Here is a 17,860-nt window from a genome sequence, read left to right as displayed (position 1 = left end):
CATGGCTACCTTTCTCTATACGCGGCACTCGCCAAAAAACCGAGCTTACCCTGAGCAGCTCAACGCTTTGAAAGCCTTTGCTCCTGAAGCAACTCACCTTGAAGACAAGGTACGCGGCTGCACGCCACCAGCCGAGCGACAAGCCTTTCAACAGCTCTTAACTACGGTGCAAACCGGCGACACCGTTGTACTTTGGTGGCTAACCGCCTTTGGCCGAGACTTCAGCCAAGCCTTAAGCACGATTCAAACCCTGCTTAACAAAGGTGTCATCCTAAAAACCGTTTGTGAACCACTGACCTTTGAACCCGGTTCCGTACAAACGCAAACCCTGCTTTCGCTGCTTTCTGGCTACGGGCAAGTGCAAACTCAACATCGCTTGTTCGCCGCAGAACAAGGCCGAAAAGCGCTAAAAGACGACCCACAGATGTGGAAGCAGAAATTCCGAGGTCGCCCAGCAGACAAAGCGAAACATCAACACATTGCAACTTTGCTTCTGGAAGGCAATACGCTACAAAGCGTCGCAGAACAATGCGAAGTCAGCCTATCGACGGTCAAACGTGTGAAAGCCAAATTGAATGAGTTTGATGACGAAGGAAGCCTGCGCCGCCGTGGCGATGGTGAAAAATCATGAGTCGACCGATTGAATTTAAAACCATCTTGCTGGCGTGTCTCATCATCAGTGTTGGTCAGCTCAGTATGGGCTTGGTGTTCCCATCCTTGCCTTGGATCGCCAAAGATTTCGATATTTCCCTCGACCAAGCTCAGCTGTTGGTCAGTGTTTACTTACTTGGTTTTGGCCCGTCTCAGTTTATCTATGGCCCGGTATCCGATGCGTTAGGCCGTAAGAAGGTGCTGTTAGCTGGCTTGTTGATTGCCATGCTCGGTCTATTGATGATCATCTTGCTAAGCCATACTTTCACTGGCATGGTAGCAGGTCGTTTTCTGCAAGGCTTAGGTACAGGCTGTTGCGCGGTGTTAGCCCGAGCGTCTACTCGTGATCGCTTCAATGGCCCTGAGCTCCCTGTCGCTTTGTCCTACATTGCGATGGCTGCTTCTATCACACCATTAGTTGCTCCGGTTATTGGTGGTTTCATTAACGCCCACTTCGGCTGGACTATGGTGTTTATCTCGCTGTTGGGTTACGTATTGTTGGCTTGGACTGTGATCGTATTTCGCTTCCAAGAAACCATCACACAAACCTCTGCGTTGCCATCACCGAAAAAGATGCTGCTGCAATATCGTGACCTACTGACTTCTCGTTACTTTATGAGTTTTGCCAGCATCGGTTGGCTTAACTTCAGCTTGATGATCACCACTGTTTCGGTAATGCCTTTTATCATGCAAAACCAAATCGGCATGACATCCGATCAATACGCGATGTGGGCACTGATTCCGGCGTTCGGCATGATTTGCGGCACCAGTATCTGTAACCGTGTACGCCCAATCATCGGCACGAAGAAGATGCTATTAGTCACGCCAATCCTGCACGTCAGTTCCGCAGCGTGGCTGTTCTTCTGTCCTGTTGAGCCGCTGTACTTAATGCTTGGCCAACTGCTGATGATTTTAGGCAATGCTATCGCTCTACCTTGTGCTCAAGCCATGGTAATGCAACCCTATAAGAAACAAGCAGGTGCAGCTGCGGCGATGTCGGGCGGTGGCCAAATGGTGGTGTCATCGATTGTGAGTATGGCATTGGTGCAGCTCGGATTAAGCCAAGCATGGCATCTGTCATTGGTGATTGTGGTCTTCGCGACCATTACACTAACCAACGTTCTGCGAGGCTTTGCCACTGAGCAACCTTCAGAGCAATAGAGTCCGGGCAATAGAAAGTAACAAGGAAGACAAATAACGATATGAAATCACTCAATCTTGCACAAGCACAGAAATTGGCTTTGCTCTCTCAAGGGTTGCCGTTAACAAGCAACAAAGGCAGCGCCAAAGCAAAGACCTTAGCCGTTTTTGAACAACTGGGCTATGTGCAGATTGATACGATTTCTGTCGTTCAGCGCGCCCACCATCATACTTTATGGAGCCGAAACCCAAGCTACCAACTTGAGCACCTAGACCAACTGGTGGCAGAAAAGAAAGTCTTCGAATATTGGTCTCATGCGGCGGCGTACTTACCTATGTCGCAATACCGTCATAGCTTACCTCGCAAAGCGGCGATCAAATCTGATCAGCAGAAGCATTGGTACAAAAAAGACCACGACTTGATGGCGTCTATCTTGAAGAGAATTGAGCAAGAAGGCCCGTTGATGGCAAAGGATTTCGAATCCGCCAATCATAAGACCGACGGTTGGAACACTAAGCCAACCAAACGCGCCCTAGAGAACTTATACATGCAGGGCGATCTGATGATAAGCGAACGTCGCGGCTTCCAGAAAGTGTATGACCTGACCTCACATGTTCTGCCTCAATACGTTGATACATCGATGCCAACCGAGCAAGAACACGCGCGATTCTTAGTCCTCAACTATCTTAAATCTCATGGGTTCGGCACTTTGCCTGAAATGGTTTACCTACTGAAAGGGGTTAGGAAGCCGGTACAACAAGCTCTGTCCGAATTGGTCGATTTGGGTGAGATTGAAGCCATTAGCATCAACAATTCAGCTTACTATGCCTGTAGCGATGCGCTGAACTTGCTCGACAAACGGCTCAACCGCAAACGCGCTAAAATCCTTTCCCCATTTGATAACCTGCTTATCCAACGAAAACGTGCCAGTGCAATTTTCAACTTTGATTACTTGCTAGAGTGTTATGTTCCAGAGCCAAAACGCCAGTTCGGTTATTTTTGTTTGCCAATATTGTGGGATGGAAAGTTGGTCGCTCGCGCCGACTGCAAAGTGGATAAAACCAGTTCAACGCTGAACGTTCTTAACCTAGTCACCGAGCCTTCGCTCAAAGACAGAGAAGCGTTTTTCGTCGCTTTAGAAGAGGAACTACATGCTTTCGCGCAGTTTAATCAGTGCCAAGCGTTTGTGATTCAGAAAGTAGGGCAAAGAACGTAATGAAAAGAACAGTGTACGAAGAATCGAAGAGCAAAGTACTGAGAAACCACACTGTTATCTTGCAAGCCCGTGCACTCTGCATATCGATTCTGAATGACATCCGTCTCTCGCTATTCCAAAAGACGAAATACTTAGGTGATAGTGACCTTTAAGAACTTTGTAGGCTCACCAAAATCACGCCAACGGTGATCAAGCCAATCCCCATCCAGTTGATCATGCTGAGCTTCTCTCCCAGTAAAACCACACTGAATATGGCCACTAGCACCACGCTTAATTTGTCAATCGGCGCAACTTGAGAAGCTTGCCCCAATGACATTGCGCGGAAGTAACACAACCACGATGCACCTGTCGCCAAACCCGATAGCACCAGGAATACCATGCCTTTGGTCGAGAGCTCTCCAATGGCACTGAACTGCTTGGTCGCGTAAGCAATCAAACCAACCAAAACAAGAATCACGCAGGTACGAATAAAGGTCGCCAAGTCTGAGTTGATGTTCGCCACACCAAGTTTGGTCAACACTGCGGTCATCGCCGCAAATACCGCCGACATAAGCGCCCAAAATAACCAAGAAGTTTGAAGCATTGTCTTTTCCTATTCATCCCTAAAAGCAAAAAAGGCGTTACAGAGTGTACTGCAACGCCATGTCTCGCTTCGATTAAATTCGACTTAAATCCAATCTAATCAGTCTGTAACTAGAGCTTAAAAGTCTGCTGTCATACCAACGTAGTAAGTACGTGGCGCTTCAACATAGCCGATGTTTTCTAGCTCTCTTGATACGCTTTCATCGGTTAGGTTAGTGATACCAGCACGAATACGTAGTGCGTCATTCACATGGTAAACCGTACCTAAATCCATCGTGGTGTAAGCGTCTTGCGTTAGCTGAGAATCAATCTTACGGTCACCACGGTAGCGTGCGCTCGCAAACAGGTTCAAATCTTGAGTTGGGTACCAGTTTAGGCGTGCAAATGCAGAGTGCTTGTAACGCTCGTTCAGCTCTTCACCTGTCGACTTATCTTCGGTGTCTAAGTAAGTGTAGTTACCAGACATCGCCCATTGCTCATTGAACTGAATGCTACCGGTTAGCTCCACACCTTGAATAACGGCTTTCGATACGTTTTGGTAAGACTTGTACGGATTAGACAGTTCACGATCGATAGGGTCGCCATTGTCATCAATACAGCTCATCACTGCACTCGACCACGTACCGACTTCACAGAAGATGTCTGTCTGTTCGATTAGGTTTTCGATTTCGTTACGGAATACCGCACCTTCTAAGTTCCAGTTACGACCGCTGTATAGCGCCGAGAACTCGTAGTTCACGCTGGTTTCTGCTTCCAGCTCCTCGTTACCTACGATGTTACAGTTACCTTTACAGCTGCTCATCGAGAAGTCTGGGTGGTTTTGCGTCATGGTTGGTGCCTTAAACGCTTTACCCACACCACCTTTCAGTACCAAGTCGTCCGTTGTTTGGTGTACTAGGTACACACGCGGGCTGAACTCTTCGCCGTAGTGCTCGTGCTTATCCAAACGACCACCAATTGTCGCCATTAGCGTATCGGTCATTTCCCATTGGTCTTGGATAAATACCGCACCTTGGTAAGCTTCTGCTTTGTTACCCACGATGTGCTCTGGGTTGGTTAGCTCACTAGTTTGGTAGTCCACACCAAACGTCACGGTGTGGCTTTCACCTAGGTAAGTCGTAGCTGATGCTTCAAAAATTTGTGTCAGTTCTTCAATTGAATCAGCACCATCGTTTGCCGCTTCAATGTTCTCTACGTTTTCACGTGAGTAACGAACTTGCGTATCACCCCAAGACCAAAAACCGGTATGCGATAGCGCTTGGCTGTTACGTTTGACGCGAGACTCCGAGAACAAAACCGTAGTGCCACTTTCTGCTGCTGTATCACGCTCGTCGTCGCTGTAACCAAGGTCAAGATCGATAAATTGATTGTCCGCTAAGTGCCATGAAAGTGTACCGAACATCGCTAAACTGTCGCGATCTTCAAGTGCAGTAACCTCTTCACGATCGATGCCGCCTTTCTCGCCAGAGTATGGCTGCCATGCGTTGCGACTCGTTTGAGAAACAGAGAAACGAGCAAATAGTGTGTCTTCAATCAGAGCGCCAGACGTGGTTAGACCCACTGTGTACTCTTGACCACCATTACCATCATTTGGCGTCGTGTTGTCTAGGCTGAGTTGCGAGCTCCAATCGTTGCTTGGTGACTTAGTGATGATGTTGATCGTACCGCCCATACCGTCAGAGCCGTAAAGCGCCGACATAGGACCACGGATGATCTCAACACGCTCAATTGAATCCATTGGGATCGCAGAAAGATCGAAGTCGTTACCACGTACGATCGCACTTGCCGAACTCATGCGACGGCCATTTACCATGATCAGAGTGTATTTCGAATCCATACCACGAATCGAGATTTGCTGACGACCTGCACGTGTGCTGTCGAAGTCTGACTCCACGCTGGTTGCGTTAGACACGATGTCCGCCAGCGTGATGCCTGGATCGTTCTCGATGTCTTCAGCGGTGATCACCGACATAGAAGCTGGAGCGTCTTTCAGCTCCATCTGGGTACGAGTTGCTGTTACAACAAGCTGCTCATCGGTTTCGATTGGCGTTGTATCAGCAAAGACGGAAAAAGAGGTACATAGCGCACCGATCACCACTGCTAATGGTTTTGGCGCAAACGGAGTCGTCTTCGACATGGTAAAAACCTATAAATTTTAATGGAACTTATAATGATAATGGTTCGCATTAAATAGCCTTTATTTGACGAAGACAAGCAACCGAGCATTTGTAGGATTAATTACCACTATGTCAAAAATGAATAATAATATTCTTTACCATTCAGCCTCAGTTGAGCCATATATTTCCTTGAACAATGACTTAACCCAATTACACATAGGGTCGTTATGATAGCGCTTATGCCAGTATAAATAGACCGATTCACTATCCATTCGAATCGCTTTTGGTACGGTTTTGGTGATCAATTTCCTACCCTGGCAAGCGTCTTGTGCAAACGGCGTTGGTAAGTGGAAAATCACATCCGTTTGTTCAGCAATCGCTGGCGCAGCGTTGAAGTTTGAAAGCTGAACAGGAATCGATAATTGGCGCTTTTTATCCACCACACCAAGCTCAACAAAACGGTGATAAATCGATAGTGTTTTGCCACCTTGAAGTGAGATTTGACCGAAGTTGCAATCGAGCAGCATCTCCACCGTCAGTTCCTCAACATGGGCAAGTGGATGGGTTTCGCTCATCAGGAATCGATAGTCGCGATTGGCAATTTTCATGCGGTACAAATTCTGCTCAGAGCTAGGCGGCTCGGCGGTTGAGAGCACAAAATGCACATCCCCTGCGATCAGCGCATCAAAATGGCGTTTCGGGATGGAATCGATATCGACAATCATGTTCGGCGCTTCTTCACGGATGCGAGAAACAATCGGTGGCAGTAAAAAAATCACCTGCGGAACCAATCCGTAAAAACGGATCGTACCGTTGCTCTTTTCTGGCACAAATGACTGGCCGTACATCAACTTTTCTAGCCCAGTTAACACCGTGTTCAAATCTTGTTTGATCACTTCGGCTTTTGGGGTCAATTCATAGCCGTGTGCAGTACGTACTAACAGCTCATCGTTGAACAAGTTTCTGAGTTTCTGTAAAGAGCGGCTCACCGATGGTTGGCTCATATTGAGCGATACCGCGGTGTTGGAAACATGCTTCTCTTCAAGTAGGTGTTTGAGAATAAACAATAAGTTCAAGTCGACTTGAGCTAAATTCATTTTTTGAATACTCACTATTCCGCTAATTCTGTTGCTGCATATAGACTATCTGCTAATGTGTCTGCAATCAATAATCATTCTTATTTGATTTTAATCAAATAAGTTATACCGCTTTACGACTAATCTCGCGCTCTATTTTTTTAAAGCACTATTTGTTTTTAAGGCACTCTTGCGAGATTGCACTGCACCTTTTGGAAATCATTATGTTTGGTAAAACTTCTCTTCGCGTAGTAACGGGAGCTTTGCTGCTTGCATTGGCTCCTATGGGAGCAATGGCTAAAACCTACCAACACAGCTTGGGCACAGTAGACATTGATGACGTTCCACAACGCGTCGTTGTGTTGGGTTACGGCAGTTTAGACTACATTGATGCTTTGGGCGTAACACCCGTCGGCATGCCAAAGACGCTGCTGCCAAAGTCGCTAGAAAAATTCCAAATCGACTCGTTCGCAAACACGGGCAGCGTGAAAGAAGTGAACTTCGAGACGCTGTTCATGCTTAAGCCAGACTTAATCATCGCAGAAGGTCGCATGGCAGATATCTACAAAGATCTGAGCGACATCGCACCAACTTACATGTTCCGTATCGACACCACCGACTACTGGAAAACAACCCAAGAACACTGGCGCACGCTGGGTGACATCTTCGACAAAGAAGAGCAAGCAGAGCAGTTGATTGAAGACGTTCAAGAACAAATTAATCACCTGAACGCAAAAGTAGAAGCTCAGCCACCACGTACACTGACCGTCTCAAACAGCGGTAACAGCTTGGCTATGTTTGGCACCAACAGCCGTTTCTCATTTGTGTATGAAGAAGCAGGTTTTGCAACGTCGACTTCTGAGAACGTGAAATCTGTACCACGCACTCACGGTAACCTGATTTCATTCGAATACATTGCAGATGCGCAACCTGAGGTACTGCTTATCCTTGACCGCGAACAAGCCATCGGTCAGAGCAGTGGTAAAGCAAAACAGCTGTTCGACAACGATCTCGTGAAGTCCACACCAGCAGCGAAAAACAACCGCGTGCTGTTTATGGACCCAGCAGCTTGGTACTTAACCGCAGGTGGCTACCAATCGACGCAAACCATGATTAAACAGCTGAACCAAGTCATTGCTAACTAACAGATTCGGTTCAATCTCACTCTAATCGATGACCTTTCCCGCTTCACGGTGCGAAAGGTCATTGTTGTTTTTATCACCCTATAAATACACCATGAAATTACATCATATCTTGGCTTTTTTATTGCTCGTCGTACTCGCCTGCGCCTCTTTGCTGGTTGGGGTGGCGAACATTTCTCTCTCACAGATTTTGGCCGGTGACAGCCACAGTTTGAACATCTTGCTGGTTAGCCGATTACCCCGCTTGTTGGCCATCGTCTTAGCTGGCGCAGGCTTGAGTATCGCTGGTTTGATCATGCAGCAGATCGTACAAAACCGCTTTGCAGCCCCATCCACCACGGGTACGGTCGATTGGGCAATGTTTGGCTACATCGTCGCGCTTATTCTGTTTGCAGACATGAGCAGTTGGGTCCACCTGATCACCATCTTCGCGTTCTCTGTGATTGGTACGGTGATCTTCGTGCGCTTCTTACAACGTTTGAAGTTTAAGAACACCGTGCTCGTCCCGCTGATAGGCATCATGTACGGCAACGTGGTTTCTTCCATGACCACCTTTATTGCCTACAAATACGACCTAGTACAGACCCTTGGTTCATGGACGGTGGCTAACTTCGCTTCGGTATTGCGCGGTAACTACGAGTTCTTGTATCTCGCTCTGCCAGTCTCGGTTCTAGCTTACGCTTACGCCAATCGCTTTAGCGCGGCGAGTGTGGGCGAGAGCTTCGCGAAAAACATTGGTTTGAACTACCAACGCATTGTTTTGGTCGGTGTTATTCTTGTGGCTGTACTGTCGTCATCGGTGGTGATGATCGTTGGTATGATTCCGTTTCTTGGGCTTATCGTGCCAAACCTTGTGTCGCTGTTCATTGGTGACAACATGCGTCGCAACTTACCTTGGACCGCATACGCAGGCGTGATTTTGGTGCTTACTTGCGACATCCTCGGTCGTCTCATCATCTTCCCTTACGAGATTCCAATTTCGATGATCATCAGCATCTTGGGTGGCTCAATCTTCATTTACCTAGTTCTGAGAGACAAATCGAATGCGTGATTCTATGAAAGTAACGCTGCTGGCAATCGCGGCGGTTTTGATTTGTGCGGTGTTCATCGGCAAGGGCTTAACGCTAGATAACTATCAGTTCTTCTTGTCACGTCGCATCCCGAAAGTACTGGCGATTGTCTTGGCAGCGATGGCGATTGCATCGTCGTCACTGATTTTCCAGACCATCACCAACAACCGAATCCTCACCCCTTCGATTCTGGGTTTTGATTCCATGTACGTGATGATTCAAGTGCTGCTCGTAGTGATGTTTGGCGGCTTGAGTGCTTTGGTCATCAACAGCAAACTCAACTTCGTGTTGTCGACAGGCATCATGATTGTGTGTGCAATGACCTTATTCAGCTTCTACTTCCGTGGTCGTCAGCGCAACATCTTCACCTTGTTGTTGATTGGTATCGTACTGAGCAGCTTGTTCAACAGTGTCACTGGTTTCTTCACCATGATTACCGACCCAGATGAGTTCACCTTCATCCAAAGCTCTATGTTCGCCAGCTTTAACAACATCAACAGTGAATTGGTGTACTGGTGTGTGGTTCCGATGCTACTTTGTGGCGCGTACCTAATGCGTATTGCCCACAAATTAGACGTAATGTGGCTTGGTGTCGATAACGCGAAAAGCCTAGGTGTGGATACCCACAAACTGACCATGCAAGTCATGTTCATCATTACTTTGATGGTGTCTATCTCGACCGCATTGATTGGTCCAATCCTGTTCTTTGGTCTGATTGTTGTGGCTCTGGCTCGCCAAATCTTCACTAGCTATCAGCATCGCTTATTGATTGTGGCGAGCTCAGTACTGTCGGTTGTGCTGCTGTCCGGCGGTCAATGGGTGGTTGAAAACCTATTTGATTTCGACACCACCATCAGCGTTATTATCAACTTTATCGGCGGCGGCTACTTCTTGCTTCTGCTTATGAAAAACAAATTCGATTAAGGGTTTATCACATGATCCGTATTCAAGGTCTTAGCAAAAAATACAACGAAAAATACGTGGTAAAAAACGCCGATGCCCTTTTTCCACTTGGTAAAGTAACCAGCATTATTGGTCCGAACGGCGCGGGTAAAAGTACCCTGCTATCTATGGCGAGCCGACTAACAGAAAGCGATGCTGGTAGCGTCGTGATTGGTGATAAGCCGCTTGACCAATGGAACACCGAAGACTTAGCAAAGCGCCTATCAGTGCTGCGCCAGTCAAACAACATCAACATGCGCTTTACGGTGCGTGACTTGGTAGCGTTTGGTCGCTTCCCATACTCACAAGGTCGTCTGACAGAAGAAGATCACCGCATCATTGATGAATCAATGCAGCATCTGGAAATCGACCATTTGAAAGATCGCTTTATCGACCAACTGTCTGGCGGTCAGCGTCAAATGGCGTTTATTGCTATGGTGGTAGCGCAAGATACCGATTACATCTTCTTGGATGAGCCGCTGAATAACCTCGACATCAAACACTCCGTCGACATCATGAGTACGCTACGCAAGCTTGCGGAAATGAAGAACAAAGCCGTAGTGATCGTGATTCACGACATCAACTTTGCGTCTTGTTACTCTGACCACATCGTGGCGATGAAACTTGGTGAAGTCATCAAAGCGGGCTTGGTTGAAGAGGTGATTGATGCCGACGTGCTGAGCGATATCTATGAGATTCCATTTATCGTGCAAGAGATTAACGGCAACCGCATTTCGTTATACTACCGACGTTAACGTAACCAATCTGATTCCAAAGGCGGCCTCGTGTCGCCTTTTTTAATTTTGGTCAATGAAGAAGCGGTAAACGCGGAAAAGCGGTGTGTCTCGGCGGCAATAATGATACTGTACTGAACAGTTTTATTTAGGCTGATTTAGTTATGCGCGCATCTACTGAAAAGAAAAGAACTCGAATCATCGAAGTAGCGACCGAACTGTTTATTGAGCAGGGTTACAAGGATACGTCACTCGATCAAATCGTTGCAATTTGTGGTGGTTCAAAACAGACCCTTTATCGTTACTTTTCCAACAAAGAAGGGCTGTTTGTTGAAGTGCTCGCGCATAACACCAAGATCAGCCTAGAGTCCGTTTTCCAACTTGCCGATAAACAGGATGAACCTCTGAGAGAAACCTTAGAAGACTTCGCGAAGAAGTATCTACGCGGCATTTGCTCTAACCCAATCCTATCGCTTTATCGCATCATCTCTGCCGACTTCAACAAACATGACTCGGTTCCAAATCAGTTTTGGCAAACCGGACCGCAGCGTATTCACCAGTACTTAATTGAGTTTCTAAAAACCGACACCATCAGCCAGCAGCTTAACATCGACGATGCCGATTTAGCCTGCGGGCAGTTGCTCGCACTGATCAAAATGGATTACCAGAACATGGCTCTGATGGGCTTTGATTTCTTAAGCGATGAAGAATTGGATTCGCACACACAAAAAGCGGTGACGGCGTTCCTTAAACTTTATCAGCGATAAGAACCTCAAAACTAAAAAAAACAAAGGGAGCACATTGGCTCCCTTTGTTTTTTACGGCTTAGTTACCGAGTTGCTTGGCTGGCTATTTGTTCTGTTTACCTAACCTCAGTGCGCTTCTTGTTTTGCGGCTAGCTTCTTACCAATCAACAAGATTGGCGCAAGCGCAAAAATAGAGACAATAAACATCACCAACGAATTACTCAGCGCTAATGTCGTAGCTTGCTCTTTCACAACCGCACTAATTTGGCTCATCCCAAGTGCCGGATTAGGTAAGCGGCCATGAGTCAGAATCGCACTGCTCAATGCCTGTTCATACGCCGCAAACACATGGTTTGAACCGTCCAGAGTGCGACCGATTTCGCCCGATGCTTGCGCGCTGTGGCTTTGAATCACGCGAGAGAAAAACGCCCCGCCAATCACTCCGCCCATGGTTCGGAACAGATAGAAGTTAGCAATGCCTTCTAAGCGCTGTCCTACTTGGAAGTACATCAACACCGCAATCGTCACCGACACATTCAATAAGCCAACACCAAAACCGCGCAGCAACATTGGGATGGGTAGTGACTCTGTGCCAACAAAGCTTGGTAATTGGCTGAACTCGTGCACCGACAACAAAATCATCAGCACACCAAAAGGCACCACAGCATCCGCCAACGGGCGGAGGAAGTAATACACCAATACACTAACCAGCATGCCGACCAACATAGCGTAAAACGATGGCAACTGCGCATAGCCCGCATTGAGGCTGTTATAGTGCATCGCCATTTTTAGGAAGTTGGCAAACAGCACCGTACTTGCCATCACGGCAAAGCCCGCAAGAAAGGCGTTGTACATAAACACGTTAGTCTTTAACTTGCCGTGCAATTGCATCGACGCAGTATCCAAATGGCGCGTTTTCACCAACTGATACACCGCCAACAAAGCTAGTGCCGCAGCCACTGAAGAAGCCTGTACAAACCAGTCTGAATCCAACCAGTTGTAGTAGCTGCCACGCATCAGTAGGAACACCACCAAACTCATCGTTAACGCGAGTACAAGGTACACCGAACCTGAAGACTTTGGCTTAGTTTCAATCTCAATCGCCTGAGGTTTATACACGCCGATCATCACTAGAGCTGAAAAATACAACCAAGCCGAGGCAACATTCAGAAACGACCAATCAAACTCTTCAACAATCTCAGCCACCAACCACGGATAAGCGCCCATTGGTAACAGTGTTGAGAAGATCAGTGTCAGCGCAATAATCGCAGGCAACCAACGCTGCTCAAAGGTATTGAGTAGATAAAGGTTCACCACCACCAATAACATGCTCATGAAAAAGCCGCTTACTAACCAAGTCAGCGTAAACAACAAAGCATGCTGACCTACCCAATAGAGCGTAAGGTTTGTTCCTAAACCCACCAGAAATGCAGAGTGTAATGGCAATGACGTACCAAGCTTACGCACCAAGATAGGGGTAAACATAAACCCCAACACTTGAGTGATCATAAAGCCGATTTTCACTAACTCGACTTCATCTGCGGACAAACCGGATGTGGCTGCCATCTCGTGGGACAACTCAGTAAACATCACCGAATTGATCCCAAAAGCCGCAATGGCGAACAGCGCAAAAATCAGCAATGGTGAACGTGTTTTCATGGCGATTAACCTTGCGTTGCGGTCTCAATCGACACTTCAGCCGACAAGCCAGGGTAGATGCGCTGTTTCAGCTCTTGTGGAATATCCAACTCAATACGCACTGGCACACGCTGAACTACTTTCACAAAATTACCGGTCGCGTTTTGCGGTGGCAATAAACTAAACTGCGCGCCTGTTGCAGGGGTGATAGAAGATACACGACCATGCAACGGATGATCAGGGAACATGTCTAACACCACTTCTACATCTTGCCCTTGTGCGACGTTCTCTAGTTGAGTCTCTTTGAAGTTTGCCTCAATCCAAACGTAATCCGGCACCATCACAATCAAACCCATGCCCGGTTCAACAAACTTACCGACTTGCACTTGTCTGTCTGCCACATAACCATCAAATGGCGCTCGAACGATGGTTCGCTCAAGGGCGATATTCACCAATCTCAGGTTCGCTTCGGCTTGCTTACGTTGCGCGGTTAGCTGCATCTTTTCTGTTACTAGCGCTTCGAGCTGCTTCTGTTCAGCGGCTAGTGCTAGCTTGGCAGTTTCAAGATTGCTGCTCGCTTCAATAGAACGCGTTCTTTGCGCTTCAAATTGGTTCTTGCTCACCGACTGCTTTTGTACCAAGCGTGAAAGACGTTTGAACTCCGCCGCTTGATGTTCTGCGTTGGCACTTGCACTGTGAATGCCCTGCTTCGCCTGCTCAATCTTTACCAACTGCATTTCGGTTTTGGTTTGGTTTGCGGTCAGTGCAGCCTTTGCGACATCTAACGCTGACTTCGCAATTTCTTGGTTGGCAATGAAATCTTCATCATCAATCGAAAACAATGGCGCACCTTTGCTGACCCACTGGTTATCTTCGACAAAAAGTTGGCCTACCTGCCCACCGACTTCCGGAGAAATCGCCGTCACATCCGAGTGAACATAAGCGTTATCAGTGGTCACTGTATTCGGTTGGTATAACGCACAACCTGCAGCGACTAACGAACCAATAACAAGCGACAACGCAATGACTTTCTTCTTCATTTTTGAAACCCAACTTAATGATTTTTACAAACTGTACTGTACCGTACAGTTTTAGTAAAGATACATTTGATCATTGATAAGAAGAAAAGATCCATCCTACTGATTTTTATCGATCTTATTTGGTGGTCACTTTCGATTGAAAGAGAAGGAATTGAAGGGCTGTCGCGAGAAAAACAAAAAAGGCGACACCGAGGTCGCCTTTTGATTATGAAGAAATGCTTCGAGATTGAAGCCGGTGAGTCACGCTTATTGCTGCGCTACCGTCACTTGTGGTTTGGTTGAGCTTGTGTAATCGAAGTCAAACACAATGCCATCTTTGGTTACGTCCAAAGCCATACCACCGATAAGTTCACCTTGTAGGCTCATCTTCACGTCTTCCGGTACTGGCTCGCCAGACACTTCTGACGCTGTTTCAATTACTTCCAGTACGCGGTCTGAGTCCATAGTGAAGCTCAATAGACCATTGGCCGTTAGCGGTTGAGCCATGACTTTCTCACTTGCTGCCGCTGCAGCCTCACCACTGTAAAGCGTTAGGTGGCTGCCGTTTAGACGAGCAAATACATCCATTGGCTTACCTGCGTATGGTTCAAGCAGACCACCGATGTTCACTGGTTGGTTATCCGGTTGGATTTGAATCTGAGCCAGTTCAGGCATGAACATTTGTGCCGTTTGCAGCAGCATGTTTGGATCGTCTGCTGAGATAGAGAAGATCGCATCTAGCTGACCTAGCTCAGGTCCGTATTGGCCATTCATGTTCACATCAAGACCGAACATTTCCATGCTCAAACCTTTCAGGCCATTTGCCATACCCGCGCCCATGCTGATCGCCGGAGCTGGGTTTTGGCCACGCATGTCATTTTGCGCTTGCGCCAGGATTGAACACTGGTACTCAGGGGTTGTTAAATCTGTCCAGATCTTACCTATCGCCGGAGCCAACGTTGCAACGTCTAGGCCTAATGCCAAGCTAAACATGCTCTGCTCACCATTTGATTCCGCCAAGACACCGCGCACTGATTGCAATGCTTCAAGAATCACTTGGTTTTTCGATTCAACAACAAAGCCGCCGTTGATGCGAGCTTTATCGTCACCCGCGCTGTACTCGGCAAATGCGACCATTTGCGGCCAGTTTTCAGCGATTTGAGTGAACTCAGTATGACACGCAGGAGAACGCAGTTGCTCTAGCGTTGGGTCAGAGTCGGCCATCTTCAGTTGGCGCGCCATTCTGTTGCCATCAAGTGTCGTTAGACCTTTAATGATTTCGCGGATGTCGAAAATACCGAATGAGTTGTTGCTCGCACCGTATTTAGTTTGTACCGCTTCAAGACGGCCAGAATCTACAATACTGCTCTTCGGAGATTCAAGACCAAAAGCCAGTTTAAGTGGATTCTCAACACCAAGTTCAGGAATGTCGAAAGTTACGGTCAGGACGTTGTTAACCACTGCCACCGCCAGACCAATACCCAATTGTGGGTCTTGCGAATCCGTTAGCTCGTAGCGACGGAACTCAACCGTATCTAACTTAACAAGTTCGTGTTGAATGCCAACAAGTTGCTCTTGCTCATCCAAGGTTTTCCATAGTGCCGCAGGGTTCTCTAGTTGTACCTTGTAAACAGGAACAAGGCCTAGGGTGTACATAATTGGGCTCACCATATCGCCCGTACCTAAGAAGGCTTTTAAGCTTTCAGGAGAAGACGCCGCTGCCATGTACGCATCCAAGAAGTTAACTGCAAACTCTAAACCAGGAGTCAGATCTTCTTCTGCGAACAGTTCTCCCATTGGTGGCTGCTGCGACGTGCCGAATGCATTCATGTATTCGTAGTGATTAAAAGGTTCCGTTTGGTAGGTAATCAACAAGGTATCCGCTGGAACTTGGGAAAGTAGCGAGGTTGAAGATTCACCTTGGGCAAGGTTATTTTGGTACACATACGCGGCACCGCCTGCTGCTGCGACCACTGCAGTAGCTAATAATAGTTTTTTCACGACCAACTCCGTTGTCTTAGTTTTATTTCCTCAAACCAACAGATTGGTTTGAGTGAGCATTAAGCCCCGAATAAATGCTTGGGAAGGATGACAATTTTCGGCATTTATTCATCTGCAATGCCATGATAAACGGCCTAACAGAGTTATCAATTTGCTGAATGCCAATTTCTTAAGATATCCAACATTTATAAGATGAACCGTGAAGTGGGTTAAATTGCGCGACCACACTATTAGCAAGTCACTCAATAAAATTTCATAAATGCTATACCCTATCGGCCAAAATCCACGCAATATTAAATCCAATTACCGATTTTTCTCTATTGTCTGAAAACAGCTCACGACCTGACATTTTCGTCGATTCCTCCTCTAGAAGACGGTCGTACTTTTACTTAAAGTCAGAGCTATCAATAACGAATGTTGAACGTCTATCGCGCCATTAATCACCATGAAAGATCAGCTGACTATCTCTATTTCCAATATCAATGGCTCTAAGCATTGGTACTTCAGCAAAGCCATGCAGCGCAACTTTAAAACGGGCTTGGTGGCATTTATTTTGGGATTAACCGCAACCGCTATCTTGATCAATCATCTTTATTCTCAGGTCGATGACGCCGTACTTGAGCAAGCAAAGTTAACCGAGCAATCGCGCAGTATGGGTCAGGAGTTAAGTGAGCTAAAGGCTTTGAAATCAGAGCTTGAGAATGATCTCTCGGAGCGAGAAGAACGCGTTCAATTGGTCTCCGAGCGTTTGGGTGAATTGGAGAAAGTGCTCGGTGTCGCCAACGAATCCAACACTGAGAGTTTGGATGCGCGTTTTGATACTGCAGCTATCACGTCTAATGTTCGAATGGTAATGCTCAACCAGATCCCTAACGGCTCTCCAGTCGGTAAAGCACGGCTTTCATCGGGGTTTGGCAAGCGCGTTCATCCGGTTACCAAAAAAACAAAAATGCACCGTGGGCTAGATTTTGCGGTTAACACTGGTACCAAAGTTTATGCCTCTGCTGATGGCGTAATAGAGACCACACGCCGAAGTAGTAAAGGGTATGGAAACTTACTGCGTATACAGCATTCCTTTGGCTTTTCGAGCGCTTATGCCCACTTGAAAGAGTTCAAAGTCAAAACCGGTGAGTTCGTCAAAAAAGGCCAGCTCATCGCCATTTCTGGTAACACCGGGCTCTCTTCTGGTCCTCACCTTCATTATGAAGTGAGATTTATTGGAAGAGCCGTAAACCCAAGGCCATTCGTGGATTGGAACCTCAATAATTTTGAAGACATCTTTACCAAGGAGCGAAGAATACGATGGGAATCTTTAATCAAAACCGTGGAACAACGAGTGGCTCATCAGCTTCAACTCTCATCGCCAAAGGCTGTTCTGTTAGCGGAGAACTGAAAGTAGAAAGCGATATTCAGGTTGATGGCATCATCGAAGGCCAATTGCACGTCGAAGGCACATTGGTCGTCGCAGAGAGTGGCCGTGTTAAAGGCGACATCTACGCGAAACAACTGATCGTCAATGGCCTGCTTGATGGTAACTGCCATGCTGAACACATCCAAGTGCTAGCAAAAGGCCGTGTCAGTGGCAAAATTTGGAGTAACAACCTGAGTATCGAAGCTGGCGGCAAGTTCTTTGGAGAGGCCGCAGAACTACCAGAAAAAGAAGTGGTGACGCTGAAAGACAAGTCCACTGAAACCAATAAAACGGACAAGTCACAAGCTCGCAAAAGCGCGTAATTGATGATCTCAAAAAGGGCACTGACTGTGCCCTTTTGAGTTGTTGCTATG

At 47.1% G+C, this 17,860-nt stretch carries 17 protein-coding genes; 11 read left to right on the top strand and 6 right to left on the bottom strand.

Annotated features, from left to right (window positions below; all coding sequences use genetic code 11):
• Position 1: 1 nt before the first annotated feature.
• The 4 genes from ACLIIY_RS20475 to ACLIIY_RS20460 are packed head-to-tail and all read left to right on the top strand — an operon-like array spanning position 2 to position 3,160.
• Complete coding sequence (locus tag ACLIIY_RS20475; protein WP_434529270.1) at positions 2–631, top strand: recombinase family protein; 630 nt, start codon at positions 2–4, stop codon at positions 629–631.
• Positions 628–1,812, top strand: a complete 1,185-nt coding sequence (locus tag ACLIIY_RS20470) for a multidrug effflux MFS transporter (protein WP_434529269.1) — start codon at positions 628–630, stop codon at positions 1,810–1,812. Before ACLIIY_RS20475 ends, ACLIIY_RS20470 begins: the two co-directional genes overlap by 4 nt.
• 41 nt (positions 1,813–1,853) lie before the next feature.
• Complete coding sequence (locus ACLIIY_RS20465) at positions 1,854–3,008, top strand: winged helix-turn-helix domain-containing protein (RefSeq protein ID WP_434529268.1); 1,155 nt, start codon at positions 1,854–1,856, stop codon at positions 3,006–3,008.
• A complete protein-coding gene (locus tag ACLIIY_RS20460; protein ID WP_434529267.1) occupies positions 3,008–3,160 on the top strand; it encodes a hypothetical protein in 153 nt (50 codons plus the stop codon). Before ACLIIY_RS20465 ends, ACLIIY_RS20460 begins: the two co-directional genes overlap by 1 nt.
• On the opposite strand, the gene ACLIIY_RS20455 is transcribed toward ACLIIY_RS20460, so the two are convergent.
• The 3 genes from ACLIIY_RS20455 to ACLIIY_RS20445 all read right to left on the bottom strand — a co-directional run bounded on the left by ACLIIY_RS20455 (position 3,157) and on the right by ACLIIY_RS20445 (position 6,804).
• Positions 3,157–3,591, bottom strand: coding sequence for an EamA family transporter (locus ACLIIY_RS20455; RefSeq protein ID WP_434529266.1), 435 nt, complete (start codon positions 3,589–3,591; stop codon positions 3,157–3,159). The genes ACLIIY_RS20460 and ACLIIY_RS20455 overlap by 4 nt on opposite strands.
• 117 nt (positions 3,592–3,708) lie before the next feature.
• Positions 3,709–5,727: a TonB-dependent receptor domain-containing protein gene (locus ACLIIY_RS20450; RefSeq protein WP_434529265.1), complete on the bottom strand. Its 2,019-nt coding sequence runs from the start codon at positions 5,725–5,727 to the stop codon at positions 3,709–3,711.
• Positions 5,728–5,862: 135 nt separating this feature from the next.
• Positions 5,863–6,804 (bottom strand): LysR family transcriptional regulator, encoded by a 942-nt coding sequence (locus ACLIIY_RS20445; RefSeq protein WP_005434330.1) that lies wholly within the window; start codon positions 6,802–6,804, stop codon positions 5,863–5,865.
• Positions 6,805–7,007: 203 nt separating this feature from the next.
• Between ACLIIY_RS20445 and ACLIIY_RS20440 the strand changes: the two genes are divergently transcribed.
• The 5 genes from ACLIIY_RS20440 to ACLIIY_RS20420 all read left to right on the top strand — a co-directional run bounded on the left by ACLIIY_RS20440 (position 7,008) and on the right by ACLIIY_RS20420 (position 11,438).
• Positions 7,008–7,928: a siderophore ABC transporter substrate-binding protein gene (locus tag ACLIIY_RS20440; protein ID WP_434529264.1), complete on the top strand. Its 921-nt coding sequence runs from the start codon at positions 7,008–7,010 to the stop codon at positions 7,926–7,928.
• 91 nt (positions 7,929–8,019) lie between these two features.
• On the top strand, positions 8,020–8,976 hold the full coding sequence (locus tag ACLIIY_RS20435; protein WP_434529263.1) for an ABC transporter permease: 957 nt from the start codon (positions 8,020–8,022) through the stop codon (positions 8,974–8,976).
• On the top strand, positions 8,969–9,919 hold the full coding sequence (locus ACLIIY_RS20430) for an iron chelate uptake ABC transporter family permease subunit (protein ID WP_434529262.1): 951 nt from the start codon (positions 8,969–8,971) through the stop codon (positions 9,917–9,919). Before ACLIIY_RS20435 ends, ACLIIY_RS20430 begins: the two co-directional genes overlap by 8 nt.
• An 11-nt stretch (positions 9,920–9,930) precedes the next feature.
• Positions 9,931–10,692, top strand: a complete 762-nt coding sequence (locus ACLIIY_RS20425; protein WP_005434322.1) for an iron ABC transporter ATP-binding protein — start codon at positions 9,931–9,933, stop codon at positions 10,690–10,692.
• Positions 10,693–10,835: 143 nt separating this feature from the next.
• Positions 10,836–11,438 carry a TetR/AcrR family transcriptional regulator gene (locus ACLIIY_RS20420; RefSeq protein ID WP_042605150.1) on the top strand — a complete coding sequence of 201 codons (603 nt, stop codon included), beginning with the start codon at positions 10,836–10,838 and terminating at the stop codon, positions 11,436–11,438.
• A gap of 105 nt (positions 11,439–11,543) precedes the next feature.
• Here the strand turns inward: ACLIIY_RS20420 and ACLIIY_RS20415 are convergent, their stop codons facing one another.
• From ACLIIY_RS20415 to ACLIIY_RS20405, 3 genes are all read right to left on the bottom strand, one after another.
• Complete coding sequence (locus ACLIIY_RS20415; protein ID WP_434529261.1) at positions 11,544–13,076, bottom strand: MFS transporter; 1,533 nt, start codon at positions 13,074–13,076, stop codon at positions 11,544–11,546.
• 5 nt (positions 13,077–13,081) lie between these two features.
• On the bottom strand, positions 13,082–14,095 hold the full coding sequence (locus ACLIIY_RS20410) for an HlyD family secretion protein (protein WP_434529260.1): 1,014 nt from the start codon (positions 14,093–14,095) through the stop codon (positions 13,082–13,084).
• Between the two features lie 246 nt (positions 14,096–14,341).
• Complete coding sequence (locus ACLIIY_RS20405; RefSeq protein ID WP_434529259.1) at positions 14,342–16,075, bottom strand: hypothetical protein; 1,734 nt, start codon at positions 16,073–16,075, stop codon at positions 14,342–14,344.
• 445 nt (positions 16,076–16,520) lie between these two features.
• Between ACLIIY_RS20405 and ACLIIY_RS20400 the strand changes: the two genes are divergently transcribed.
• Positions 16,521–17,468, top strand: coding sequence for a peptidoglycan DD-metalloendopeptidase family protein (locus ACLIIY_RS20400; protein ID WP_434529258.1), 948 nt, complete (start codon positions 16,521–16,523; stop codon positions 17,466–17,468).
• A complete protein-coding gene (locus ACLIIY_RS20395) occupies positions 17,378–17,809 on the top strand; it encodes a bactofilin family protein (protein WP_080642206.1) in 432 nt (143 codons plus the stop codon). Before ACLIIY_RS20400 ends, ACLIIY_RS20395 begins: the two co-directional genes overlap by 91 nt.
• Positions 17,810–17,860 lie beyond the last annotated feature (51 nt).

Origin of the sequence: Vibrio sp. K4, assembly GCF_051122595.1 — a bacterium.
GTDB classification, from domain to species: Bacteria; Pseudomonadota; Gammaproteobacteria; order Enterobacterales; family Vibrionaceae; genus Vibrio; species Vibrio owensii.
This window is presented reverse-complemented; position numbering and strand designations above follow the sequence as displayed.